Annotated in this window: 27 protein-coding genes; 17 read left to right on the top strand and 10 right to left on the bottom strand. The window is 63.6% G+C overall.

Going from position 1 to position 24824, the window contains the following annotated elements; all coding sequences use genetic code 11:
• Positions 1 to 92 precede the first annotated feature (92 nt).
• Positions 93 to 608: a hypothetical protein gene (locus RA25_RS08620; RefSeq protein WP_019296647.1), complete on the bottom strand. Its 516-nt coding sequence runs from the start codon at positions 606 to 608 to the stop codon at positions 93 to 95.
• 274 nt (positions 609 to 882) lie between these two features.
• Here RA25_RS08620 and RA25_RS08615 point away from each other — a divergent pair, with 274 nt between their 5' ends.
• Together RA25_RS08615 and RA25_RS08610 are read left to right on the top strand one after the other, a co-directional pair.
• On the top strand, positions 883 to 2790 hold the full coding sequence (locus tag RA25_RS08615) for an elongation factor G (protein WP_039147173.1): 1908 nt from the start codon (positions 883 to 885) through the stop codon (positions 2788 to 2790).
• 141 nt (positions 2791 to 2931) lie between these two features.
• Positions 2932 to 3459 carry a prolyl-tRNA synthetase associated domain-containing protein gene (locus RA25_RS08610; RefSeq protein WP_039171562.1) on the top strand — a complete coding sequence of 176 codons (528 nt, stop codon included), beginning with the start codon at positions 2932 to 2934 and terminating at the stop codon, positions 3457 to 3459.
• On the opposite strand, the gene RA25_RS08605 is transcribed toward RA25_RS08610, so the two are convergent.
• Both RA25_RS08605 and RA25_RS08600 read right to left on the bottom strand, forming a co-directional pair.
• On the bottom strand, positions 3456 to 4208 hold the full coding sequence (locus RA25_RS08605) for an aspartate/glutamate racemase family protein (protein ID WP_039171560.1): 753 nt from the start codon (positions 4206 to 4208) through the stop codon (positions 3456 to 3458). The genes RA25_RS08610 and RA25_RS08605 overlap by 4 nt on opposite strands.
• A 123-nt stretch (positions 4209 to 4331) precedes the next feature.
• Positions 4332 to 4913 carry an FMN-dependent NADH-azoreductase gene (locus tag RA25_RS08600; RefSeq protein WP_039171558.1) on the bottom strand — a complete coding sequence of 194 codons (582 nt, stop codon included), beginning with the start codon at positions 4911 to 4913 and terminating at the stop codon, positions 4332 to 4334.
• A gap of 124 nt (positions 4914 to 5037) precedes the next feature.
• On the opposite strand from RA25_RS08600, the gene RA25_RS08595 reads away from it, so the two are divergent.
• From RA25_RS08595 to RA25_RS08585, 3 genes are all read left to right on the top strand, one after another.
• Entirely contained in the window at positions 5038 to 5916 is an 879-nt protein-coding gene (locus RA25_RS08595) for a LysR family transcriptional regulator (RefSeq protein WP_019296642.1), read from the top strand.
• On the top strand, positions 5904 to 6809 hold the full coding sequence (locus RA25_RS08590) for a DMT family transporter (RefSeq protein WP_446720369.1): 906 nt from the start codon (positions 5904 to 5906) through the stop codon (positions 6807 to 6809). Before RA25_RS08595 ends, RA25_RS08590 begins: the two co-directional genes overlap by 13 nt.
• A gap of 111 nt (positions 6810 to 6920) precedes the next feature.
• A complete protein-coding gene (locus RA25_RS08585; protein WP_039138014.1) occupies positions 6921 to 7331 on the top strand; it encodes a universal stress protein in 411 nt (136 codons plus the stop codon).
• 12 nt (positions 7332 to 7343) lie between these two features.
• Here the strand turns inward: RA25_RS08585 and RA25_RS08580 are convergent, their stop codons facing one another.
• Entirely contained in the window at positions 7344 to 7688 is a 345-nt protein-coding gene (locus tag RA25_RS08580; protein ID WP_019296639.1) for an ArsR/SmtB family transcription factor, read from the bottom strand.
• Between the two features lie 90 nt (positions 7689 to 7778).
• On the opposite strand from RA25_RS08580, the gene RA25_RS08575 reads away from it, so the two are divergent.
• The 7 genes from RA25_RS08575 (at position 7779) to RA25_RS08545 (ending at position 12729) form a co-directional block, all read left to right on the top strand.
• A complete protein-coding gene (locus RA25_RS08575) occupies positions 7779 to 8675 on the top strand; it encodes a DMT family transporter (protein ID WP_039171555.1) in 897 nt (298 codons plus the stop codon).
• Between the two features lie 195 nt (positions 8676 to 8870).
• Positions 8871 to 9215 (top strand): AtpZ/AtpI family protein, encoded by a 345-nt coding sequence (locus tag RA25_RS08570; protein WP_175392902.1) that lies wholly within the window; start codon positions 8871 to 8873, stop codon positions 9213 to 9215.
• Positions 9216 to 9255: 40 nt separating this feature from the next.
• Positions 9256 to 10056, top strand: a complete 801-nt coding sequence (locus RA25_RS08565; protein WP_039132155.1) for a F0F1 ATP synthase subunit A — start codon at positions 9256 to 9258, stop codon at positions 10054 to 10056.
• An 88-nt stretch (positions 10057 to 10144) separates the two neighbouring features.
• A complete protein-coding gene (locus RA25_RS08560; RefSeq protein ID WP_008553903.1) occupies positions 10145 to 10381 on the top strand; it encodes a F0F1 ATP synthase subunit C in 237 nt (78 codons plus the stop codon).
• Positions 10382 to 10464: 83 nt separating this feature from the next.
• Positions 10465 to 10992, top strand: coding sequence for a F0F1 ATP synthase subunit B' (locus RA25_RS08555; protein ID WP_039147162.1), 528 nt, complete (start codon positions 10465 to 10467; stop codon positions 10990 to 10992).
• 4 nt (positions 10993 to 10996) lie between these two features.
• Positions 10997 to 11554: a F0F1 ATP synthase subunit B gene (locus RA25_RS08550; RefSeq protein ID WP_019296634.1), complete on the top strand. Its 558-nt coding sequence runs from the start codon at positions 10997 to 10999 to the stop codon at positions 11552 to 11554.
• Positions 11555 to 11826: 272 nt separating this feature from the next.
• Complete coding sequence (locus tag RA25_RS08545; protein WP_152612177.1) at positions 11827 to 12729, top strand: hypothetical protein; 903 nt, start codon at positions 11827 to 11829, stop codon at positions 12727 to 12729.
• An 84-nt stretch (positions 12730 to 12813) separates the two neighbouring features.
• Here the strand turns inward: RA25_RS08545 and RA25_RS08540 are convergent, their stop codons facing one another.
• Positions 12814 to 13584 carry a FadR/GntR family transcriptional regulator gene (locus RA25_RS08540; protein WP_039171547.1) on the bottom strand — a complete coding sequence of 257 codons (771 nt, stop codon included), beginning with the start codon at positions 13582 to 13584 and terminating at the stop codon, positions 12814 to 12816.
• A gap of 155 nt (positions 13585 to 13739) precedes the next feature.
• Here RA25_RS08540 and RA25_RS08535 point away from each other — a divergent pair, with 155 nt between their 5' ends.
• From RA25_RS08535 to RA25_RS08520, 4 genes are all read left to right on the top strand, one after another.
• Positions 13740 to 14948 (top strand): aminotransferase-like domain-containing protein, encoded by a 1209-nt coding sequence (locus RA25_RS08535; RefSeq protein WP_039171545.1) that lies wholly within the window; start codon positions 13740 to 13742, stop codon positions 14946 to 14948.
• Positions 14949 to 15113: 165 nt separating this feature from the next.
• The gene (locus RA25_RS08530; RefSeq protein ID WP_039171541.1) at positions 15114 to 18569 is read left to right on the top strand and encodes a chromosome segregation SMC family protein; all 3456 of its coding nucleotides are present in this window, start codon (positions 15114 to 15116) and stop codon (positions 18567 to 18569) included.
• Positions 18570 to 18634: 65 nt separating this feature from the next.
• Complete coding sequence (locus RA25_RS08525; RefSeq protein ID WP_019296628.1) at positions 18635 to 19102, top strand: YbjN domain-containing protein; 468 nt, start codon at positions 18635 to 18637, stop codon at positions 19100 to 19102.
• Positions 19103 to 19172: 70 nt separating this feature from the next.
• On the top strand, positions 19173 to 19517 hold the full coding sequence (locus RA25_RS08520) for a hypothetical protein (RefSeq protein ID WP_446720368.1): 345 nt from the start codon (positions 19173 to 19175) through the stop codon (positions 19515 to 19517).
• Here RA25_RS08520 and RA25_RS08515 read toward each other — a convergent pair.
• The 4 genes from RA25_RS08515 to RA25_RS08500 all read right to left on the bottom strand — a co-directional run bounded on the left by RA25_RS08515 (position 19514) and on the right by RA25_RS08500 (position 23703).
• Entirely contained in the window at positions 19514 to 20683 is a 1170-nt protein-coding gene (locus tag RA25_RS08515; protein ID WP_019296626.1) for a lytic murein transglycosylase, read from the bottom strand. The two genes, RA25_RS08520 and RA25_RS08515, sit on opposite strands and share 4 nt — an antisense overlap.
• A 46-nt stretch (positions 20684 to 20729) precedes the next feature.
• Complete coding sequence (gene cbiB / locus RA25_RS08510; RefSeq protein WP_039171535.1) at positions 20730 to 21641, bottom strand: adenosylcobinamide-phosphate synthase CbiB; 912 nt, start codon at positions 21639 to 21641, stop codon at positions 20730 to 20732.
• The gene (locus RA25_RS08505) at positions 21638 to 22600 is read right to left on the bottom strand and encodes a threonine-phosphate decarboxylase (protein WP_082023053.1); all 963 of its coding nucleotides are present in this window, start codon (positions 22598 to 22600) and stop codon (positions 21638 to 21640) included. Before RA25_RS08505 ends, cbiB begins: the two co-directional genes overlap by 4 nt.
• 128 nt (positions 22601 to 22728) lie before the next feature.
• Positions 22729 to 23703 carry a glutathione S-transferase family protein gene (locus tag RA25_RS08500; RefSeq protein ID WP_039171529.1) on the bottom strand — a complete coding sequence of 325 codons (975 nt, stop codon included), beginning with the start codon at positions 23701 to 23703 and terminating at the stop codon, positions 22729 to 22731.
• A 214-nt stretch (positions 23704 to 23917) separates the two neighbouring features.
• Between RA25_RS08500 and RA25_RS08495 the strand changes: the two genes are divergently transcribed.
• The gene (locus RA25_RS08495) at positions 23918 to 24286 is read left to right on the top strand and encodes a hypothetical protein (protein WP_039147151.1); all 369 of its coding nucleotides are present in this window, start codon (positions 23918 to 23920) and stop codon (positions 24284 to 24286) included.
• Positions 24287 to 24292: 6 nt separating this feature from the next.
• Here RA25_RS08495 and RA25_RS08490 read toward each other — a convergent pair whose 3' ends face one another.
• Positions 24293 to 24823, bottom strand: coding sequence for a L,D-transpeptidase family protein (locus RA25_RS08490; RefSeq protein ID WP_039171527.1), 531 nt, complete (start codon positions 24821 to 24823; stop codon positions 24293 to 24295).
• Position 24824: the final 1 nt, after the last annotated feature.

Below are 24824 nucleotides of genomic sequence, written 5' to 3'. Positions count from 1 at the left end.
AAATTGTGCGAGCAGGAGTTAGTAGCTCTGACAATAGCGACGGTTTCAACTAAAAAACGTGCCTGGAACGGGATGGCGAAGATGCTTGTCAGTTACTGAGAGTGTTCCTGCATTTGTTCGCTGGCCGGCAGCCAGGCATTGATCGCCTCCGCCAGGTGCTGGGCGCCGCGGCCGTTGGTGTAGGCCTCGACCACCGGGTGGCGGCCGGCGCTCATGCCGCCGTCGAGCACCAGAACCGGGCGGTGGAGCGTGCGGGTGCGGCCCTCGCGGCGGCTGGTGGTGCTTTCCACCTCGGCGTGGGAGAGGTCGGCGAGATGGTGCTCCACCTTGCTGTAGCCGAACACCGACTGGCGCCGGATCACCACGCTGCCGCCGGGGCGGTCGAGGATGACCTGCACCCGGCGCACGAACAGGCAGAAGGCCAGTGCCCCCATGCCGCCGCCAACCAGGGCAAAGACGAGGCCTGGCAGGATCAGGTCGCCGCCCTGGCTGAGCATGCCGAGGCCGGCGCCGGCAAAGACCAGGATGAAAAAGACAAGCATGATGCCGATCAGCCAGGGTGTATCGGACAGGATCAGCTGTTCGGGCGTGTTGCGGGTGATTTTCATGGGGGTAGCTTACCCAAGGGAAGGCCGGGGGAGAGGGGAAAACGGCGGCGGATGCGTCAAAACTGTGCGCGGGGTGCCGCCGCTACGCCCTCTGCGCGCTTGACTCGGGGGCGGACGCTTGGCCAACATCGAGAACGGCCCCTTGCTGTCCACTCACCGGCAGGGGGCGCTCAGAAGAGCACCGAGGCAGATCTTTGGCACAGGCAAGCTGCACGCCCTTGGCGGCTGCGGTCCTAGGCGGGCATTCGCATCAGCTAAGGGAGGATCTGAGAACATGCGCGTTTTCACTATTCTGGGACCGTCGCAGTCCGGCAAATCAACGCTGGCTACGGCGCTGGCCAATCTGGACAGTGCCGCGGGCAAGAGGCAGGAGGTTGCAGGCGTCGCCGCTTTGCAGCCTTTTTCATTTATGGGGGAGGACTGGGCCGCGATCGACATTGCGGGCGGCGCCGATAACCTGGCGCAGGCGGGACCGGCCTTGGCGGCCAGCGATGCTGCCGTCCTCTGCGTTCCGGCTGATGCCGGCGCTGCGGTCCTCAGCGCGCCTTACTTGCGCAAGCTGGAGGAGGCGGGAGTTCCCGCCTTTATTTTTGTCAATCGTATGGACCAGGCAGCGGACCGGGTGGCGGAAATCGTTGCCGCGCTTCAGGCCTATTGCAGCCACAACATCATCCTGCGGCAGGTGCCGATCCGCGAGGATGGTCAGGTTGTGGGTGCTGTGGATCTGATTTCCGAACGCGCATGGCAGTATCAGGAGGGCAAGCCCTCGGCGCTGATCGAGCTGCCGGTGGCGATGTACGCGCGTGAGCAGGAGGCGCGCACTGAGCTTTTGGAGGCGCTGGCGGATTTTGACGACACGCTGCTGGAGGAGCTGATCGAGGATCAGCAGGTGATGGCGGAGGAGGCCTATGAGGTGGCCACCAAGGTGCTGCAGCACAACGACCTGATCCCGGCGCTGATGGGATCGGCAGAGCATAAGAACGGGATTATGCGGCTGATGAAGTCGCTGCGCCATGAGGCCCCGGATGTGGGTGTGGCGCTGGAGCGGCTGTCGCAGGACGGCAAAGTGGTGGCGGTCGGCTGTATGGCGGATCTGGTCAAGCATCTGGGCAAGACGGTGATGGTGCGGGCGCTGGACGGCAGTGTCGGCAACGGCGTGCCGGTTGGCGGTGCGGCGCTGGGATCGCTGACCGGCATGGGATCGGCAGCCAATACCAGCCTGACGCCGGGCGACATGGGGCAGGCGGTGAAGTCTGACCATCTGAACCTGGGCTTTGCCTATGGGCCGGACGGAGCATCGCCGCTGCCGGAGTGGGCGCAGCCGCGGCCCTCGACCTTCCGGCGGGTGATCACCCCGGTGAATGAGCGCGACGATGCGCGCCTGTCCACCGCGCTGGAACGGCTGGCGGAAATCGACCCGGCGCTGGTGCTGGGCCAGGACGAGGCCAGCGGCCATGTGCTCTTGAACCTGCAGGGGCCGCTGCACATGCGCCGGATCAAGCAGGCGCTGAAGGACGAGTTCGGCGTCGAGGTGGAAGAAGGGGCGGTGCCGCCGGCCCTGCGTGAAACCATCAAGAAACCCGTGCAGGTGCATCACCGCCACCGCAAACAGTCCGGCGGGGCCGGCCAATTCGCCGATGTGGTGATCGAGGTGAAGCCCCTGCCGCGCGGCAGCGGGTTTGTGTTCGAGGAAACGGTGAAGGGCGGCGCGGTGCCCAAGAACTACATCCCCTCGGTCGAGGCGGGCGCGCGCGAGGCGCTGGCGCTGGGCCTCAATGGCCATCCGGTGGTGGATGTCTGCGTGACGCTGAAAGATGGCAAGCACCATTCGGTCGACAGCTCCGACTATGCGTTCCGCACCGCGGGCAAGAACGCGGTGAAGGAGGCGCTGGCGGAGGCCGGCGCGGTGCTGCTGCAGCCGATCATGCGGGTGCATATCCATGTGCCGTCGGTGTTCACCGGCGGGCTGGTGCCGGTGGTGAGCGGCATGAAAGGCCAGATCCTGGGCTTCGAGGCCGAAGACGGCGTCGCGGGCTGGGACGTGTTTGAGACGCTGCTGCCGATGTCGGCGCAGGATGATCTGTGCAGTACCCTGGCCAGCGCCACTCGCGGCACCGGCTGGTTCAGCACCGATTTCGACCACTACGAAGAGGCGCGGCGGGCGGATTTCGCCGAGGCGTGATCTGGCCAGGCGGCGGGCGGTCGCGCCCGCCCTTCACAGAGATGGCGCAAAACGGGGCGCAGGGGGCGGAACACCTCTTGCGTCCCGTGGCCGTTTTTTGTGATCTGCGCTGCAAACCGGAACGGCTTGCGGAGTAAGATCATGGATGCGTCATCGGCCTATCAGGATAGCCTGCCCATCTCCTCGGATGCGCTGCTGAAGCAGCTGGACGACTGGGGTATTGCTTATCAGCTGCATACCCATGTGCCGCTGCGCACGGTGGAGGACGCCAAGGGCGTCGAGGAGCAGTTCATGGTGCCGGGTGAAAACGCGCTGCGGCTGAAGAACCTGTACCTGCGGGACAAGAAGAAGCGGAATTATCTGGTGACGCTGCAGCAGGACCGCGAGATCGACCTGAAGGCGCTGGGCGCTGAGCTGGGCATCGGAAACCTGTCCTTCGGCTCAGCCGACCGGCTGCTGGAGAACCTCGGCATCCGTCCCGGCGCGGTCAGCCCGCTGGCAATGATTACCGGCGCGGAGAAAGGCGTCACCTTCTATATGGATGCGCAGGCGCAGGAAGCCGACGTGATCTATATGCACCCGCTGGTCAATGACCGCACGGTGGCGATGAAGCGCGATGATGTGATGGCGTTCTTTGAGCGCACCGGCGTTGAGGTGCGCTGGGTCTAACCGGCCTTTTCGTCCGCCAGCGCCAGATCCAGCGCGGCGGCGACATGGGCGGCGGAGGGGTTCACGAACAGGAAGCCGCCGGCCTCGAAACTGACGTCGTCGACATGATCGGGAAAGGCCAGCGGCAGTTCGGTGCAGGCCAGCAGGATGGCGGTGCCGGGCTGTGCGTGTTTGCTGCAAAACCGCAGCAGGCGGTCCTGTGCGGTGGCGGAAGCGCCGCCGTAGAAGTCTTCGTCGATCATTGCCTGCATCTCGGCGATCTCGTCCTGCGGCAGGGTATCGTTCGCACCGACCCCGTGTGCGGCGAGCACGCTGGCATAGTTGCGGGCCTGCATGGTGACGGCGGTGCCCAGCACAAGCGCGCGTGTGGCGCCGGTTGCGGCGGTGGCTTCTGCGGTGGCGTCGAAGATGCTGAGGATCGGCATCACCACGCCCTCGCGGATCGCGTGCAGGCGGGCGTGCGGGGTGTTGGAGGCGATGAGGGCAAAGTCGCAGCCGGCGCGTTCCAGCGTCAGCATCGCCTCGCGGAAGACGGCATCAAAAGCGGCCCAGCTGGCCTCATCCCCCGGGCGGCCGCGCAAGGCGCGGGTCTGGGCCTGCACTACGGATTCGATGGTGATCGGCGGCACCGGTAGCGGCGAGCCCGCGCCGCGGTCCGCAAAGAACCGCCCGGCGCCTTCGCAGATGGCGCGGTAGTAATCGAGGGTGGAGGCCCAGCCGACGCCGCCGAGAATGCCGATCTTCTTCATGGGAATGCCTGTGGTTTGAAATGCGGATGCGGGCAGAGTGGCACAGGCCCCGCCGCGCTGCCAAACGCAAAAAGGCCGCCAGCCGGGGGTGGCTGGCGGCAGGAGCGCGCGGCAGTGCGGGGATCAGGCCGCCAGCGCTTCGATTTGGTTTTTCGCTTTGGCCAGGGCGCCCTCGGCGTCGATGGACATGGCGTCGGCGGCCACGATCTGGACATCGGTGATGCCGATGAAACCCAGCACATGGCGCAGGTAGGTTGTGGCAAAGTCGATGTCGGACCCGGCCTGGGTGCCGCCAGAGGCCACCGCGATAATGGCGCGCTTGCCGTCCAGCAGGCCGATGGGGCCGGTTTCTTCGTAGCGGAAGGTGACGCCGACGCGGGCCACCAGGTCAATCCAGGCCTTGAGCGTGGAGGGCACCGAGAAATTGTAGATCGGCGCGCCGATCACGATGGTGTCGGCCTGTTTCAGCTCTTCCACCAGCGCATCGGAGAGGGCGAGCAGCTGTTTGTCTGCCTCGCTGCGCTGGTCGGCCGGGGTGAAGTTGGCGCCGATCCAGGCGCCGTCCAGCAGCGGGAGCGGCGCGGCGAGGTCGCGGCGGATCACAGTGTCCGCGTCCAGGCGGCTGACGATCTGTGCGGAGAGGTCCCGGGTCACCGAGCCTTCGGTGCGGGCGGAGGAGTCGAGGTGCAGAACGGTGCGGGTCATTTTGGTGTTCCTGTGCTTGTTGCTGACAGAGATTTGGGTTATTGCATTTGCGAACGCAACGCCGCAAAAGTAACATCGAGTGTGCGCGTGTGCGCATGTCGCGCGGATTGGCAAGGAGGCAGCCATGGACAATTGGGATGAGGTGCGCACCGCCTATCAGGTCGCCCGGATGGGCACGGTCAGCGGTGCTGCCGAAGTGCTGGGCGTGCACCATGCCACGGTGATCCGCCATATCGACGCCATTGAGGCCCGGCTGGGGGTAAAGCTGTTCCAGCGCCACGCCCGCGGTTACACGCCGACGGAGGCTGGGCAGGACCTTTTGCGAGTGGCGCAGGCAACCGATGACCAGTTCAGCCAGCTGGTCGGTCGGCTGAAGGGGCAGGGTGATGATGTCTCCGGTGAGCTGGTGGTGACGTCGCTGGCGTCTTTTGCACCTATGCTGGTGCCGGCGCTGAAGGAATTCCAGGACATGCACCCGGGGCTGATCATCCGCTATCTGACCGGCGACCGCCTGTTCCGGCTGGAATACGGCGAGGCGCATGTGGCGGTGCGGGCGGGCAACGCCCCGGATCAGCCGGACAATGTGGTACAGCCCTTCATCAAGCAGCAGGTCGGGCTTTATGCCTCCAAGGCCTATGCCGAAAAATACGGCGTGCTGCAGGGTGTCGAGGACATGGCCAATCACCGCTTCATCGGCAATGACGATGAAAACAGCCGCGCGCCGTTTTCGCGCTGGCTGCGGACCCATGCGCCGGCTGACGCGATCTCGTTCCGCTGCTCCAACGGGTTCACCATGCAGAACGCGGTGCACAGCGGCGCGGGCATTGGATTCATGGCAGCCTGGGAGGCCCGGCAGAACCCGAACCTGGTGGAAATGATGGCGCCGCAGGAAGAATGGGAGGGCACCCTTTGGCTGGTGACCCATGTGGACCTGCACCGCACCACCAAGGTGCAGGCGTTTTTGAAGTTCCTCAAGGAACAGGCCAAGGAATGGCAGCTGTGAGCGAGGCGCTGCGCGGGCATCTGGCGATGCTGCTGTTCTCGGCGCTGGTGGCGGGGTCGTTCTCGCTGGGCGTGATGGTGGCGAATGAGATTGCGCCGGCGGCGCTGAACGCGGCGCGGTTCGGCATTGCTGCGGTGGTCATTGGCGTTGCCGCCATGGCGACCACTGGAATGCGGCGGGTGCATTTTCAGGCGCCCTGGCGGTTTGCGGTTCTGGGCGGGCTGTTCGGCGGCTACTTCGTGCTGATGTTCTACGGGCTGCAGACCGCGGCGCCGGTCAGCGCGGCGGCGGTGTTCACGCTGGTGCCGGTGATGAGCGCGGGGTTCGGCTGGCTGCTGTTGCGGCAGGTCACCACCCGCTGGATGGCGCTGGCGCTGTCGATCGGGGCCGCGGGCGCGGTCTGGGTGATCGTGCGCGGCGACCTAGGAGCGCTGGCGGCATTTCAGATCGGACAGGGCGAGATCATCTATTTCTGGGGCTGCGTGCTGCACGCGATCTACACGCCGATGGTGCGCAAGCTGAACCGCGGGGAGCCTGCGGTGGTCTTCACCTTCGGCATGCTGCTGGCGGGCGGCGGGCTGCTGGCGGCGTTCGGCTGGCAGGACATTCTGGCGACCGATTGGATGCAGCTGCCGGGCATTGTCTGGATCGGCCTGTTTTATCTGGCGTTTTTTGCCAGTGCCGCCACTTTTGTGCTGCTGCAATACGCCACCCTGCGGCTGCCATCGGCCAAGGTGATGGCCTATACCTATCTGACCCCCAGCTGGGTGATCCTTTGGGAGATCGCGCTGGGCCGCGGCGCGCCGCCGGGCATGGTGCTGATCGGGGTGGTGATGTCGGTGGCCGCACTGGTGATGCTGCTGGAAGGCGACGCCAAGCCGGTGCGCGCCTGAACGCTGCCCGCCTGAGCACTTCCTGCTGGGCGCGCTTGCGGCAGGTCAACCCAAGCCCCTCGTTTTCCTGTATGCTGGCCTTGAGGGACGCGTCAGGAAAAGGAGGTAAAGATGTTCAATCATATCATGGTGCCCGTTGACCTGCACATGCCCCCGGCGGTCAAGAAGGCCTTGAACGTGGCCGCGGATTTTGCCGCCAACCATGGCTCACGCGTGACGCTGGTCCATGTGACGGGCGAGCAGATTGAAGGCGCGCACACCCTGGGGCCGTCCGGCGATGAGCTGGCAGCACTGGCCAGCAAGATGGCCGAAAGCAGCGGTGCAAGGGTAGAGGCGCTGCCTGTGCATTCGGTGGATGTGGGGTCGGAGATGGACTCTATCCTGGCCCGGACCGCCAAGGAGCTGGAGGTGGACCTGATCGTGATTGCGACACATATGCCCGGCATTCTGGACTATGTGTTCTCGTCCCACGCCAGCCATCTGGTGCTGCATTCCGAAATTTCGGTGTTTGTCGTCCGCTAGGGGCCAGTGGCCCTAACTGCCGGTCTGGCTGTCCTCTGACAGGTGCTCTGCCTCCAGGAAGCGCTCGAAGGCATCCAGGTTCACCGGCTCGAACTGGCCGAAGCCCTGCATCCAGACAGAGGCGGCCCGCATTGCGTCGGGCTGCAGCTTGCACCATTTGACCCGGCCGCGCTTTTCCTGCGCGATGAGGCCGGCGCGGGTGAGGATGGTCAGGTGCTTGGAAATGGCCGCCAGTGACATCTCGAACGGCTCTGCCACGTCGGTCACGGCCATGTCGTCCTCCAGCAGCATGGTCAGGATCGCCCTGCGGGTCGGGTCGGCCAAGGCTGCAAAGACGGTGTCGAGGGTGTCGCTCATGCCTGATACTCCTAAAGGGCAAGAAGCGGGTCGACAATCCTGCAAAAACTGCGATGGATCGGTGCAAGGCATTTCGAGAGGGCAGTTGGCATGGCGTTGCGCTATTGGGCGGTGATCTTCATTCTGGGCATCGGCTGGGGCATGTCCTTCATGTTCAACGCCATCCTGTTGCGCGAGCTGGGGCCGCTGTCGGTTTCCATGGGCCGTGTGGGCTTTGGAGCGCTGGGCTGCTGGATCTATGTGCTGGCGGCGCGGAAGACCGTGCCGGTCGATGCACGGCGCTGGCTGGCGCTGTTCGGGTTCGGCGTGCTCAGTTATGCCGGGCCCTTTGCATTCTACGCGCTGGGCCAGCAGCATATCGCCAGCGGCGTGGCGGGGATCGTCAATGCGACCACACCTGCGCTGGCGGTGGTGGTGTCGCATTTCTGGCCCGGCGGTGAGCGCGCGACGGTGCTGAAATCGCTGGGGGTGATCTGCGGGTTCCTCGGGATCGTGCTGCTGTCGCTGCCGATCCTTGAGGGCGGCCAGTCCTCGGAAGCCTGGGCGGTGCTGATCACCCTGTGCGCGCCGCTGTGCTATGCCTTCTCTGTCAATATCGCGCGCAGCTTCAGGGATATGGAGCCGGTGGTGCTGGTGGCGATCGCGCTGACCGGGTCGACCGCCGCGATTGCGCCGCTGGCGTTGTGGAGCGAGGGGCTGCCGGTGATCACGCGTATGGAAACCTGGGCGTCGCTGCTGGTGATCGGCTTTGTGCTGACCTCGGCGGCCTTCATCGCGTTCTACTGGGTGCTGCCCAAGGTGGGGCCGACCAATATCACCATGCCGACGCTGATTGCGCCGGTGTCGGCGCTGTTTCTGGGGACTTACATTCTGGGCGAGACGCTGCTGGCAGAGCACCTGTGGGGCATGGCAGCAATCTTGGCAGGGCTGCTGCTGATTGACGGGCGGATTGTGCGCTGGCGGCTGCCGAAACCGCCCGCCGGCTAAAATCAACCTTTTGGTTGAATATGGATTCCGGTGCAGTTTGGCGCTAACGGCACCTGCGGCAGAGCGGCGCGGCGCATAGGAGTTAGAAAAATACTGCGCATAAACAATGGGATGGGGGTATTTTGAATCTTCAATCCTTGTAATTGACTCCTCGGCTCCGTGGCCTTAGCACCCTCACTAGAAATTCGCGTGAGGATGGCGCCCGTGACCGATGACGACCAAAAGCAGCGCATGGCGCAGCTGGAGGAGAAATTGGCGGCGGCGCGTAAGGCCCAGGAGCCCAAGCCGCGCGCGGATGAGCATTATTCCCTGGCCAATCAGGCCTGGCGGATGGTGATCGAATTGGTGGCCGGTCTCGGGATCGGCTTTGGCATCGGATACGGGCTGGACCATCTGTTTGGAACCCTGCCCATCTTCATGGTGCTGTTCATAATGCTGGGCCTGGCGGCTGGGGTGAAGACAATGCTTCGCACCGCGCAGGAGATCCAGAAAGAGAAACTGGCCGAAGAGGCCGACAAAAATGCGCAAGACCGGGATTGATCCGACGGGATCGGCGACCGGCGACAGGAGAAGCGGACCGATGGGCAAAATTTTCTTTTTCGCAGCTCTGGCACTGGTAGTTGTGTCGGGTCTGATTTTCGCTCCGGCGGAAGCAAAGCTGGCGATCCATCCGATGGATCAGTTCCAGGTGAGCGCGCTGTTCGGCGATCACATCTCCTGGTACACCCCGACCAACGTGACCCTGTGGATGGCGCTGGCTGTTGCCGCCGTGTTCGCGCTGCTGGTTCTGGGCTCCTCGCGCCGCGCCATCGTGCCGGGCCGCGCCCAGTCGGTTGCGGAACTGGCCTATGGCTTCATCTACAAGATGGTTGAGGACGTGGCCGGCAAGGACGGCGTCAAGTTCTTCCCCTACATCATGACCCTGTTCATGTTCATCGTGATGGCCAACTTTCTGGGTCTGATCCCCGGCTCCTTCACCACCACCTCGCACATCGCGGTGACCGCGGTTCTGGCGGCGCTGGTGTTCGTGACCGTGACCGTGGTTGGCTTCGTCAAGAACGGTGTCGGCTTCCTGGGTCTGTTCTGGGTGTCGAGCGCGCCGCTGGCGCTCCGCCCGATCCTGGCCATCATCGAACTGATTTCCTACTTCGTGCGCCCCGTCAGCCACTCCATCCGTCTTGCCGGTAACGTGATGGCCGGCCACGCGGTTCTGAAAGTGTTCGCAGGCTTCGCCGCAGCACTGGGCATGTTCAGCTTCCTGCCGATCTTTGCCATCACCGCGGTTTACGCACTCGAAGTTCTGGTGGCCTTCATTCAGGCCTACGTGTTCACCATCCTGACCTGCGTGTACCTGAAGGACGCACTGCACCCGAGCCACTAAGGCCAGGATCTGAAAGCTTACCGGGCGGCGCCCTGAGCGGTCCCGCCCACCCTAGAAATCACCACATTCCATCGTAAGGAGAGAAATCATGGAAGGCGATATCGCACAACTCGGTCAGTTCGTCGGCGCAGGCCTGGCAGCAATCGGTTCCGGCGCAGCCGCAATCGGTGTGGGCCACGTGGCTGGCAACTTCCTGGCAGGCGCTCTGCGTAACCCGTCGGCAGCTGCCGGCCAGACCGCAACCCTGTTCATCGGCATCGCGTTTGCAGAAGCACTGGGCATCTTCTCGTTCCTGGTCGCTCTGCTGCTGATGTTCGCCGTCTAAGACCTTAGGAACCTATTTCCTTACGGCCGGGCAGTGCAGATCCTGCGCTGCCCGGTGTAACGGCAAGTTCCTGGGAGGACGACATGGCATCAAATACGCAAGAGGCAGCACACGGCGGCGGTTCCGCAATGCCGCAGCTGGACTTCTCGACCTTCGGGAACCAGATCTTCTGGCTCGTGGTCGCCCTGGTCGTGATCTACCTCATCCTGTCGCGCGTCGCGCTGCCCCGCATTGCTGCGGTGCTGGCCGAGCGTCAGGGGACCATCACCAACGACCTCGCCGCGGCTGAAGACCTGAAAGCCAAGGCTGTCGAGGCCGAAAACGCATATAACAAAGCTCTGGCGGATGCCCGTGCGGAAGCGCAGCGCATCGCTGCCGAGACCCGCGCAGAAATTCAGGCCGGGCTGGATGAGGCCATCGCCAAAGCAGACGAACAGATCGCTGCCAAGGCTGCCGAATCCGAGAAGGCTATCGCCGAAATCAAGGCCGGCGCGCTGGAAAGCGTGAAGGCCGTGGCCACCGATACTGCAGAAGCGCTGGTTTCTGCTCTGGGCGGTTCGGCAGACAAAGACGCAGTTGCCGCGGCAGTTGCCGAGCGGACGAAAGGATAAGGACATGCGCAATATTCTCGCTCTTGCCCTGACCCTTGGCGCGGCTTCGCCCGCGTTTGCGGCCGGCGGCGGCATGGACCTGTCCAACACCAACCTGGTTGTTGCGCTGGCGTTCATCCTGTTCATCGGCATCCTGCTGTTTGCCAAGGTGCCGTCGCTGCTGGCTGGCCAGCTCGACAACCGCGCCGAAGGCATCCAGAAGGAACTGGACGAAGCCCGCGCCCTGCGTGAAGAGGCCCAGACCGTTCTGGCGTCTTATGAGCGCAAGCAGCAGGAAGTTCAGGCCCAGGCCGATCAGATCGTGGCTGCCGCCCGTGACGAAGCTGCCCGTGCAGCTGAACAGGCCAAGGCCGATCTGCAAACCTCCATCGCCCGCCGTCTGGCGGCTGCCGAGGAGCAGATCGCTTCGGCAGAGGCTTCGGCTGTGAAAGAAGTGCGCGACCAGGCGATCTCCATCGCTGTTGCCGCTGCGGATCAGGTGATCTCCAAGCAGATGACCGCCGCCGAGGCCAACAAGCTGATCGACGCCGCCATCGCGGATGTGGACGCCAAGCTGCACTAAGCGCTGGCTGATACAGGCAAGTTAAAAGAACCCGGTCCGAGTGGCCGGGTTTTTTGTTTGGGGAAGGGGCGTATTGAGCCCATAGTGACTGATGCTGCGATAGGTTTGAATGTCTACTGCTGTTAACTGCCAAAGTCGCTACACTTGAGTGTGGGGATCAATGGCCTACCCAAATCCCAGGCTGACTTCGGTTTATCGCCTTATTGTTGCCAGCGTTTGGTGTGAAGCAGGTATCAACATTCGCTCCGGCTTACTTCAAAAAGATTATTCACATGAGACTCGACAAACTCCCCATATGGCGGCCCGAAGGTTCACCTTCGAGCAGACATGAAGATGAACCTTACGAAGCCTACGAGACTGCTTGGAGCACAGTAGAAAACTATCGGCGTTTGTATCTTAGCCTAGATGAACTTCCTGACATTCTTGTAGAGGCCAGAGCATTCGCGATTGGTGCAATCAATCGTGAAGATCGCGAACCTGGGTGGTGCTTTTGGCAATTCATGGAACCGCCCGGCGATCTTGAAGACGTGCCGCGTATACGCCGATTTCTAGAACGTTTAGGGTATGACGGCCTCGCAAAGGAGGTACGGGCTGTTGAAGCTGAACTTGCCACTATCGATTCCGCTGACGTGATTGAGTGCTTCGCTGGAAATCAAATATCTGATGGAAAGCATAAGCACATTCTGGAAGCCATGGAAAAAGGTTTTGCATCTCCTGAATTTCGTCAACGCTTTGGAGATACGATTTGGGACGATGCGCTTCGGGACGGGGCAAAGCTGTTAGAAACAGTCGATCCCTACGACCCTCATTTCACCATCGATGACTTGAAAAAGGCGCAGCGGTGCATTGTGGATGCTTTGCCCGAATATGAAGCCCGGGAGCAACAAAGTACCATATGGCGGACGACCCAACCTTTCCACCGCCTCCTCTTAAATGTGGGCGAGCGCTACTTTCGTGACGACAGCCTGAAGGTAACCAGAAACGACGGCACTGTCGCGCTGTACCATGGTGCCGCTCCCTATCAGGAACTGGCAGTCTTCAAAGAAGCTAGCCGGGTTTCCATTTTGACTTCTACTAAACGGGACTGGTTGTGCTGCCAGATTGGAGATAGATCCTGGCTGGTTGATCCTAAGACTGGCGATACGTTAGTTTCTGCGAAGCTAGGGGAACAATAAGGGGTGCCGCCACGAATTGCTGCCCTTAGAGCAAGTGCAGCGAAATGGCGCTTCGTCCCGCTTGGCGATCATTAACCTGTATCGTCAGCCCTTGCCCGTTTCATGCTCCAGCCGCTGCCTTGCCACCTCTGCATTGCGCTCAGCCCGCTGGTGGTCGGTGAGGGCCTGTTTCACATAGTCCAGATGCGCCTCCACCGCGGTGCGGGCTCCTTGCGGGTCTCGGGCCTGCAGGGCGGCGTTGATGGCGCGGTGCTGTTCCAGGAGCGCCTCATAGGTGGTGTGCTGCTGGAACATGATGCGGCGGTTGTAGAACACGCCCTCACGCAGCAGATCGAACATTGAGCGCATCATGTGCAGCATGATCACGTTGTGGCTGGCGTCCATGATGGCGGAGTGGAACTGGGCATCGAGCCGGGCCGCTTCCTCGGACACGGCGGGATTGCCGGCTGCTTCCATCTTGTCGAAGATCGCCTGGATCACCTGCAGGTCGTAGTCCGACCCGAACCGGGCTGCGCGCTCGGCAGCGAGCCCTTCCATGTCGCGGCGGAAGGAGAGGTAGTCGAACACCGCCTCATCATGGGTGGCGAAAAGCTGGATCAGGGCAGGGGAGAAGGCGGAACCTAGAACATCGGCCACAAACACGCCGGAGCCGGCCTTGGACGCCAGCAGGCCGCGGTCTTGCAACTCACCGATGGCATCGCGCAAGGAGGGGCGGGAAACGCCGAGCCGTTCGGCCAGTTCCCGTTCGGCAGGCAGCCGTTCACCGGGCGACAGGATGCCGCGCAGGATCAGCTGCTCGATCTGCTTGACGACGGAGGCGGAGAGTTTCTCGGGCTGGACTTTCTGGAAGGGCATCTGGTCGCTCTGGCGGATTGGTCAATTTATATGACCACGCGGGGCGGGTGGCTGCAAGAGCAACGCATCACGAAGGCTGTAACAATAGGTCAGCATTATTGACTTTATTTTGGAGCCTCCTACCGTGATCATGGAAGCTCAGCGAGGAGAGAGCCATGCAGCTGGACCAGATCTTTGCCACCCGCAACAGCCGGATGAAGGCGTCGGAAATCCGTGAATTGCTGAAACTGCTGGACCAGCCGGACATCATCTCCTTTGCCGGCGGTATCCCCGATCCGGCACTGTTTCCGGCGGATGAATTTGCCGAGGCGTTCAAGACCGCGCTGTCACCGGACCGGCAGGCGCAGGCGCTGCAGTATTCCGTGAGCGAAGGCTACCTGCCGCTGCGCCAATGGATTGTGGCGGAGATGGCGAAGATCGGGATTGTCTGCGGGGCTGAAAACGTGCTGATCACCTCCGGCTCGCAGCAGGCGCTGGATTACCTGGGCAAGCTGTTCCTGTCGCCGGGTGACACTGCTCTGGTCGGCTGGCCGACCTACCTGGGGGCGCTGGCGGCCTTCAACGCCTATGAGCCGCGCTATGACCGGCTGTCGCTGAATGGAAACCGCACCGCGGAAAGCTATGCCGAAGGCGCGGCGGAGGCCGGCAGCGCGGTGAAATTCGCCTATCTGTCGCCGGACTTTGCCAATCCAACCGGCGAGACACTGGACCGTGCCGGGCGGCTGCGGCTGTTGGACATCGCGGGCACGCTGGACTGTGCCATCATCGAAGACGCGGCCTATCAGTCGCTGCGCTATGACGGGGAGCCGGTGCCGCCGGTGCTGGCGCTTGAGATTGAACAGAAGGGCTCGATCGAGGACTGCCGGACGATTTACTGCGGCACCTTCAGCAAGACGCTGGCGCCGGGCGTGCGGATCGGCTGGGCGGTGGCGGCCAAGCCGGTGATTGCGCAGATGGTGCTGCTGAAACAGGCGGCGGACCTGCATACCTCGTCGATCAACCAGATGGCTGTGCATGGCGTGGCAGAGACCTGTTTCGACGCACATGTCGAACAGCTGCGCGCGGTTTATCAGCGCCGCCGCGACGTGATGCTGGCGGCCATGGCGGCACATATGCCGGAGGGCGTGGAGTGGACCCGGCCTGAGGGCGGGATGTTCATCTGGGTGACCCTGCCGGATGGCATGAGCGGCGCAGACCTGCTGGCGCGTTCGCTGGAGACGGAACGGGTGGCCTTTGTCCCCGGCCAGGCGTTTTTTGCCGATGGCAGCGGCCAGAACACGATCCGGTTGAGCTTCTCCAATTCCAACCATACGGCCATCGAGGAAGGCATTGCCCGGCTGGGGCGGTTGTTGCGGTCCCTTTGAGGCCTGACAGGCTGCTGCTTGGCAAAACACCGCCGGATCCTGCGGGTTATCCACAAGATATGGTGTGGTTTGAACAGAATTCGCCCCGATTTGGGGGTGCGAAGCGTTGACTCAACGGGTAGGAACCGCTGAACTTTCTCGATACGGAATCACGAAGGGGCAGCTTTGCGGTTTTCCAAGCTCAGGCTGAACGGCTTCAAAAGCTTTGTCGATCCTACCGAACTGGTCATTGCCGATGGGCTGACAGGGGTTGTGGGTCCAAACGGTTGCGGCAAATCCAATCTTCTGGAGGCATTGCGCTGGGTGATGGGGGAAACCCGCGCCAAGGCGATGCGCGGCGGCGGCATGGAGGACGTGATCTTTGCCGGCACCTCCTCGCGGCCGGCGCGCAACTTTGCTGAGGTGAGCCTCAACATCGACAACTCCGAGCGGCTGGCGCCGTCGGGGTTCAATGATGCCGACGGGTTGGAGATTGTGCGCCGCATCACCCGCGATGTGGGCAGTGCCTATAAATCCAACGGCAAGGACGTGCGGGCGCGCGATGTGCAGATGCTGTTTGCCGATGCGTCTACCGGCGCGCATTCGCCGGCGCTGGTGCGGCAGGGACAGATTGCCGAGCTGATCAACGCGAAGCCCAAGGCGCGCCGCCGCATTCTGGAAGAGGCAGCCGGGATCTCTGGTCTCTATCAGCGGCGCCACGAGGCCGAGCTGAAGCTGAAGAACACCGAGGCCAACCTGCTGCGGGTTGATGACGTGATTGAACAGCTGGCCGCCCAGTTGGCGCAGCTGGCCAAACAGGCGCGGCAGGCGCAGCGCTACCGCGAGATCGGGGAGAAGCTGCGGCTGGCGGAGGGTATGCTGCTGTACCGCCGCTGGCGCGAGGCGGATGAGTTGCGGCTGGCCTCAGAGGATGAGCTGAGGGTGCGCGTCGAGCAGGCCGCCAAGGCGGAGGCGCTGGTGCGTGCCGCTGCCGCTCAGCGCGGCACGTTTGAGGAAAAACTGCCCCCCCTGCGCGAGGAAGAGGCTATTGCGGCCGCTATCCTGCAGCGGCTGGTGGTGCAGCGCGACTCGCTGGGCGATCAGGAGGCGCAGGCGCGCCAGACCATCGAACGGCTCAGCAGCCGGATCGTGCAGCTGGGCAACGACATCGAGCGTGAGGCGGGCCTGAACAAGGACGCTGGCGAAACCATCGAGCGGCTGGAATGGGAGCAGCGGGAGCTGTCCAAGGCTGGCGACGGCCATGACGGCAAGCTGGCCGAGGCCGCGGAGCTGGCGCGCGATGCAGGCTCGATTCTGCAGGCGCGCGAGGACCATCTGACGCAGGTGACTGAGGATGTGGCCCGTCTGGCGGCGCGGCACCAGTCAGCGCGGCGTGCGGTCGAGGACTGCCAGCGCGCCTTGGGCCGTTCCGAGGGCGAGGCAGAGAAGGCCCGCGCTGCCCAAGGCGAGGCGCAGGAGGCGCTGAAGCTGGCGGCGGAGAAGTTTGAGGCGGCTGTCTCGGCTGAGGAAGAGGCGCGTGAAGCCTCTGAGATGGCAGAGGAAGCGCTGGAAGCGGCGGACGAGGCGCGCACCGAAACTCAGGCCCGCGAGGCCGAGGCACGCTCGCAGCGCTCTGAGGCAGAGGGCGAGCTGGGCGCGCTGCGGGCTGAGGTGACGGCGCTGGCCAAGCTGGTGGAGCGCGACACCGCCGAAGGCGGCCAGGTTCTGGATGAGCTGACTGTTTCGCCGGGGTATGAGAAGGCTTTGGGCGCAGCGCTGGCGGATGATCTGCGCGCGCCGCTGGCGGATGCCGACGGGCCGACCGGCTGGCTGTCCCTGCCGGGCTATGACCGCGACGCGGCACTGCCGGAGGGTGCGCAGCCCTTGGCGCTGTTTGTCTCCGGTCCCGATGCCCTGTCGCGCCGGGTGGCGCAGATCGGACTGGTGGATGGCGATGCTGCAGCGGGCCTTCAGGCGCAGTTGCAGCCCGGACAGCGGCTGGTGACGCTGGAAGGCGATCTGTGGCGCTGGGACGGCTACCGCGCCTGGGCCGAAGATGCGCCGAGTGCCGCTGCCTTGCGTCTGGAACAGCTCAATAAGCTGGAAGCGCTGAAGCAGGAAATGGAGCGTGTCAGCGCCACTGCCGACGGTGCCCGCGCCGCGCATGAGATGCTGCTGCGCAAGCTGGAAGAGGTGACGCTGGCCGATCAGAACGCCCGCCAGGCGCGCCGGGTGGCAGATCAGCGGGTGGCTGATGCGGCCCGCGCCCTCAGCCGTGCAGAGGCCGACCGCAACCTGGCCGAGGGCAAGCTGGAAACCCTGGGCATCGCGGTGTCGCGCCACGAGGAAGACGCGCTGAGCGCCAGCCTGCAGCTGAAAGAGGCTGAGAAGGCGCTGGGAGAGCTGGGGAACCTGGACCAGGCCCGCACTGCGGTTGAGGATATCAAGCAGTCGGTTGAGGCGGCGCGGATCACCATGCTGACCCACCGCTCCAGCCATGACGAGCTGCGCCGCGAGGGCGAGGCCCGCACCAAGCGCGGGCAGGAAGTGACCAAGGAGCTGTCCGGCTGGCGCCACCGCCTGGAAAGCGCCGAGGCGCGGATCGAGGAGCTGGCGGAGCGTCGCGAGGCCTCGCAGGAGGAACTGGAAGAGGCCAATGCGGTCCCGGCGGAAATTGCCGAGAAACGCGAAGAGCTGAACGAGGCAATCTCTGAGGCTGAAGCGCGCAAGTCCGCAGCGACCGAGGCGCTGATCGCAGCTGAGGCAGAACTGCGCGAGGCTGTCCATAAGGAGCGCGAATGCGAGCGGCTGGCGTCGGAAGCACGCGAGGCGCGGGCACGGTCCGAGGCGCGCAGCGATGCGGCCAAGGAAGCCGTCACGCAAGCGGCGGGCAGGATTATCGAAGCGCAGCAGATCACCCCGCAGGCACTGCTGGAGAAGCTGGGCGTGTCGCCGGATGAGATGCCGGCCTCGGATGATTTGGAGCACGATGTGGACCGCTACAAGCGTCAGCGCGACGCCTTGGGTGCGGTCAACCTGCGGGCTGAGGAAGACGCCCGCGGGGTGCAGAACGAGCATGACACGCTGGTGGCTGAAAAGCTGGACCTGGAAGGCGCGGTGAAGACCCTGCGTGACGGCATTTCAAGCCTCAACCGAGAGGGCCGCGAGCGGCTTCTGACCGCGTTTGAGCAGGTGAACAACAGCTTTGCCATGCTGTTCACCCATCTGTTCGGCGGCGGCGAGGCCAATCTGGTGATGGTCGAAAGCGACGACCCGCTGGATGCGGGGCTTGAGATCATGTGCCAGCCCCCGGGCAAGAAGCTGTCGACACTGTCGTTGCTCTCTGGCGGCGAGCAGACGCTGACCGCGATGGCGCTGATCTTTGCGGTGTTCCTGTCGAACCCGGCGCCGATCTGTGTGCTGGACGAGGTCGACGCGCCGCTGGATGACGCCAACGTCACCCGTTTCTGCGATCTGCTGGATGAGATGTGCCGCCAGACCGACACCCGCTTCCTGATCATCACCCACCATGCGGTGACGATGGCGCGGATGGATCGTCTTTTTGGTGTCACCATGCAGGAAAAGGGTGTCAGCCAGCTGGTTTCGGTTGACCTCAAGAAGGCAGAGGCGATGGTGGCCTGAGGTCTGGCGCAGGGGGGATCTGTGCCGGGGCCTGTTTGCAAAGACAAAGTTTTGTGGAGTGACAAATGAATATGCTCAAAGCAATTGCCGCTGCTGCGGTGCTGATGACCCCGGCTGCCGCGATGGCTGGCAATGTGGTGGCCAAGACCGGCGACAGCGTCGCCAACTTTTTTAAGGACGAAGGCGCCAAGGTCGAAGTGACCACCGACAGCGTTGGTGATCCGAACCTGAAAGTCGAATATTACGGCAACGATTTTTCCGTCTACTACTACGGCTGCGAGGACAACGCCAACTGCGATGCGATCCAGTTCTTCTCCGGCTACCAGACAGACGGCAGCGTGCGCCTGTCCAAGATCAACGAATGGAACACCAATAACCGTTTTGCCCGTGCCTATGTCTCCGAGGAAGGCTCCGCCCGGATCGAGATGGATGTGCTGCTTGGGAATGACGGCATGACTTCGGATGATTTTGCCCTGGCCGTCGGAAAATGGAACCGGGCGTTGCAGGAGTTTGAAGAATTCATCGACTGGTAAACCGGCCTGTCACCGGATCGTGACAGCGGATTGCAGGATCAATCGCTAGGGTGGGGGCATGAAATGGATCATGCCCCTTTTCTTTTGCCTGCCCGCAGGGACCGCCGCGGCGGACAGCTGGCAGCTGCGCCCCGGCGACACGCCCTTTGCGCAAGCGGAGCTGGACGCGCTGCCTGGACAGTCCTTCCGCTTTTTTGACGGGGGCGAGTCGCAATACGGCAGCGGCGGGGCCTATGCCTATACCTACTCCTCGGAGAATGGCGGCGGCACCGCCTGGGGTACCTACCGGATTGCCGGCGATGGCAGCATCTGCGTGGACTTTACCAACGGGTTCGGGCGCTGCGACCTGTTTGTGCGCAACGGCAGCCGGATCATCCTGATCACCGAAAAGGGCGAAAGGTTCCCGGTGCGTTAAAGCTTCTTCAGCAGCGCGGGCGTGGGCCAGGCGTCGGCAGGCAGGCCGAGGCGCTGCTGCTCCTTTTGCACCGCAACCCGGGTGCGGGCGCCAAGGATGCCGTCAATGTCGCCGACATTGTGGCCGCGGGCCTGCAGTTTCTGCTGCAGCTGCTTCATCTGGGCGCCGTTCAGCCCATTGTCGGGCCTGCCGGCCTCATAGACATCCGCGCCCTGCAGCCGGTTGGCAAAATAGGCGGCGGTCAGCACATAGGTGAAGCTCTGGTTCCACTCGAAATAGACGTCGAAATTCGGATAGGCGAGGAAGGCCGGCCCCTTGTGGCCCTGCGGCAGCAGCAGCGAGGCGCGCATCGACGGATCCGGCAGGCTGCCGTCGCGGGCGGAGACACCCAGCTTGCGCCATTGGGCAACCGACTTTTTTCGTGCAGTGCCGCTGAGAGACAGGTCCAGGTCTTCGGGGATGGTGACTTCCTGCAGCCAGGGCTGGCCCGGCTGCCAGCCCAGATGCGACAGCATCCGTGCGCCGGACATCAGCGCATCGGGGGCAGAGGATTTCAGGCTGACCTTGCCGTCGCCATCGGCATCCACGCCGTGCTGCAGGATGTCTCCCGGCAGCATCTGCACCATGCCGATCTCGCCTGCCCAGGCGCCGGTGGTGCGTTTCGGGTCGAAGTTGCCCTGCTTGAACATTTCCAGCGCGGCAAACACTTGCGGGCGGAACAGTTCCGGGCGGCGGCAGTCATGCGCCAGGGTGACCAGCGCGTCGCGGGTGTTGAAATCGCCCTGATAGCCGCCGTAGTCGGTCTCGAACGCCCAGAAGGCCAGCAGCACGCCGCGGTCGATGCCATAGGTGCTTTCGATCCGCTGGAAGGTGGTGTCGTGTTTCTGCGCCATCTGGCGGCCTGTTTTCAGCCGGTTTTGCGAGATCAGGCGGCGGGAGAAGTCGATGAAGGGTTTCTGGAACACGCCCTGGCCGCGGTCGGCCTTGAGCACGCGGGGGTCCTGACGGGTGCCGGCAAAGAAAGCATTGACCGTGGCGTTGTCATACCCGGCCTGAACCGCCTCGTCCTTCATCAGTTTCACGAAATTCTGAAAGCCGCCGCCGCATTGGGCCGCCGCTGCCGCAGGCAGCAGGGCCGCTGCGAGGACAAAGGGCAATAGGCGCATGGTTCTGGCGCTCCTTGGTCTTACCGCTCCCACAGGAACTTATGTGCTAGAAAACTGCGGCGATGGCAACCGTCAGGGCCAGCGCAAGCGCCCAGGTTTGCCAAAGGAGCGCAACGGAACGGTTGATGGTTTCGGCGCTGGCGCTTTTGGTGCCCTTGGCGTGCACCCAGGCGAAATCGCGCATTTCGCCGTCATAGGAGCGGGGGCCTGCCAGCGATGTATCCAGCGCCCGCGCCATCGCGGCCTCCGGCCAGCCGGCATTGGGAGAGCGGTGCTTGCGGGCATCCCCGGCAATGGCACGCCAGTGGCGCAACTGGCCGCCGGCGGCGGCGATCATCAACCCGGTCAGGCGGGCCGGGATCAGGTTCAGCAGGTCGTCCAGCCGGGCGGCGGCCCAGCCAAAGTCCCGGTAGCGGTCGTTGCGGTAGCCGATCATGCTGTCGGCGGTGTTGACCATCTTGTAGATGATCAGCCCCGGCAGCCCGGCGATCAGAAACCAGAAGGCAGGCGCAATGACGCCATCCGACAGGTTCTCAGCACCGCTTTCGATGGCGGAGCGCGCGGCCTGCGGTGCGGTCATGGCACCAGTGTCGCGGCTAACGATCATGGCCACGGCCTGGCGGCCCTCCTCCAGGCTGCTGCGCAGGCCCTTGGCAACCGTGGCAACATGTTCGGTCAGGGACCGCTGGGCGATCAGGACGGCCGCCACCAGAATTTCGACCAGTGTACCGGGCAGGGCCAGCAGCTTGCCCGCGATGAGGCCTGCCAGAACCAGGGCCGCTGCCGCAAGCACGCCGTTGAGGCGGCGGCTGGGGCCGGTGTTGAGCTTACGGTCAAGGAAACCGACCAGCCTGCCCATCAGCACCGCAGGGTGGGTCAGGCGCGACCACAGCCATTTCGGCTCGCCCAGGACGGCGTCCAGCAGCAGGGCCACGGCAAGCATTCCGGCGGTGGTCACAGCGCGGCCTCCAGACGGTCCCAGCCGTCCGCAGGCGGCAGGCCAAGGCGCAGGAAAGTCTTGGAATAGGGGAAAATGCGGCTCCAGATATGGGCGCTGGCCAGCTTTTGCTGCCAGGCAGCGGCATCATCTACATGGTAAAGCCGGAACAGGTCGGTGCCGCCGGCCAAGCTGGCACCCTTGGCGAGCACAAGTTCGTCCAGCCGGGCGGCATCCTGATGCAGCCGGGTGCGAGTGGCTTCGGCCCAGGCATTGTCCTGCAAGGCCAATGTGCCGGTGCGCAGGGCCGGGCCGGAGACCGCCCAGGGGCCCTGCCAGGTGGCCAGCTGCGCAATCAGCTTGGGGTCGCCGATGGCAAAGCCCAGCCGCATCCCGGCCAGGCCCCAGAATTTGCCAAAGCTCTTCAGCACGACAACGGCGGGGCGGGCAGCCATGCGGATCAGGCTTTCACCCGGACACACATCGCAGAAGCTTTCGTCGATGATCGTCAGCGGTGCGGTAAGCTCGTCCTCGCGCCACATCCGGCCATCCGGGTTGTTGGGATGCACAGCCACCTTGGCCTCCGCAGGCCCATGCACCCGGACAATCCAGCCGCGGGCCTCAAATGCGGCGGCGTGTTCGTTGTAGGTGGGCTTGGTGATCTGCACCCAGCGCGGCTCGGCCAGCGCAGGCAGGGCGGCAATCAGAGCAGAGGCGCCGGGGGCGGCAAGAACAGCGGCCTCCTCCGGGATATTCCAGAAGCTGCGGGCGGCCTGTTCCAGACCGGCCAGCGCATCCGCATCCGGCAGCGCGCCCCAGTCACCGGCGCTGAACTGCGGCAGCGGATAGGGGTGCGGGTTGATGCCGGTGGAAAGGTCGATCCAGCCGTCGCGGCTGCCGCCGAATTCGGCGATCGCTGCACTCAGATTGCCGCCGTGATCGCGGGGCTGGGTTGCGGGGTCGTGAGAGAGGTCATGCATCGCAGTCGCCACCGGTGAGAGTTCACACCGGCCAGGGCCGGCTGCCATCTGAGGCACTGCGCGTATTAACCTATGCTGTGCGGGGCGTGAACTCCCTATTTACGGTGGTGCAGACGCAATCGCGTGAGTCAGCCGCGTCCGTGCGGTTCCTGCCAGTTGATATCCGGGTTGGTGGGGATGATCCGATGCGGATTGATGGTGTCATGGCTGTAATAATAGTGGCGCACGATGTGCTGCATGCCGACCGTCTCCGCCACACCCGGCCACTGGTGCAGCTCGCGGGTGTAGGCCCAGAGGTTCGGGTAATCCATCAGCCGTTTGCGGTTGCACTTGAAGTGGGTGTGATAGACCGGATCGAAACGCAACAGGGTGGTGAACAGCCGCCAGTCGGCCTCGGTGATGCGCTCACCCAGCAGGTAGCGGTGCTGCGACAGCAGATCTTCCAGCCAGTCCAGGCTTTCGAACAGCGGCGCGACGGCCTCGTCATAGGCTTGCTGCGAGGTGGCAAACCCGCATTTGTAGACGCCGTTGTTGATGGTGCTGTAGACACGGGCGTTTACCGCCTCAATCGGCTCGCGCAGCTCTTCCGGCCAATAGTCGTCACTGTTGCCGGTGATCCCGTCAAAGGCCGAGTTGAACATGCGGATGATCTCGGCACTTTCGTTGGAGACGATGGTGTTCTGCTCCTTGTCCCACAGCACCGGCACCGTCACCCGGCCGGTGTATTCCGCATCGGCGCGGGTGTAGACTTGGTGCAGGTGCGAACTGCCGAACAGGCCGTCGCCGGTGGCGCCATGTTCGTCGGTTTCAAAGGTCCAGCCTTCGCCCAGCATGTCGGGGTGCACGACAGAGACAGAGATATGCTCTGCCAGCCCCTTCAGCTGGCGGAAGATCAGCGTGCGGTGCGCCCAGGGGCAGGCAAGCGAGACGTAAAGATGATAGCGCCCGCTTTCCGCCGGGAAGCCGCCTTTGCCTGACGGGCCCGGGCTGCCGTCGGCGGTGATCCAGTTGCGGAACTGCGATTCGCTGCGCTTGAAGGCGCCACCGGTAGAGCCGGTGTCATACCACTGGTCGTGCCATTTCCCGTCGATCAAAAGGCCCATCGCGTCTGCTCCTGCTGCTGTGCAGGGCAAACATATGCGGGCAAGGCGCCTGCGCCTATGCAGGCCAGCGCGCAGGCCTTCTGCACCTCTGCACAGCAGCAACAAAATTGCGCGGCCGTCAAATTTTCGAAAATGTTCACTTGATTTTATATATTTGTGACGCACCGTTGAAAGAAGGACCCGTGTAAACCGAAGCATTTGGAAGGCCGCTGACATGAACACCTACGTACCCAAAGCCGTGCAGGAAGCGCTGGACACCGCCCGCCTGCAGGGGATGCGGCGCAAGAGCCGTTTGCGGGTGATGGCGGATAATGAGCTCTATCCGGTGCTGCGGCTGTGGAAGACCGGTTTCTCGGTCGAGGCGGAAACCGCACCGATGCTGCGCGGGCTGGTTGATATCTACGACGGCGCCCGTCATGTGTCGCAATGCCTGATCGTGGCTGGCGAGGAAGAGGGCGGCGAGATGCGTTATGAATTCAAGCGCTCCACCCCTGCCGCCGACAAGGCGCCGGTGGATTTCTACAAGTCGCCGGATGCGCCTGCGGGGCTTATCCCTTTCGACCAGTCGCAGGGCAAGATTTGAAGCGGTTCAGGGGCGGATTTCAACCTCAATTCCTATCTCTGCCAGGCGCCAGAGCGTTTCCATCTGTTCATTGCTGACAGCGATGCATCCGGCGGTCCAGTCGCCGGGTAGGGTGACCAGATTGCCCACTGCATTGGGCTGCCCGTGGATAAAAATATCGCCGCCCGGGCTAACACCTGCCGCCTGCGCGCGGGCACGGTCATCGGGCTGCGGATAGTTGATTCCCAGCGACAGGTGATAGGCGCTGTTAGGATTGCGCCGGTCGATCCGAAAGATGCCCTCCGGCGTCTTGCTGTCGCCTTCCTGTTCCTTATCGCCAGCAGGGGCAAAGCCAAGCGCGATAGGGAACTCCAGGACCATCTCGCCATCCCGGCTGGCGGTCAGTCGGCGGGCGGATTTCTCGATCAGGATACGGTCGATCCGGTCCACCGCCGCAGATTGCGGCGGCGGTGCTGGGCGCGGGGCAAAGGCCTGCCAGGCCATCCAGGCGGCGCCGGTCAAAGCAACCAGCGCCAAGAGGCGCAGCAGGCGCTTCATG

Source organism: Leisingera sp. ANG-S5 (assembly GCF_000813925.1).
Lineage (GTDB): Bacteria > Pseudomonadota > Alphaproteobacteria > Rhodobacterales > Rhodobacteraceae > Leisingera.
Note: the sequence above shows the minus strand (reverse complement) of the source record. Positions and strands in the feature narration are given on the sequence as shown.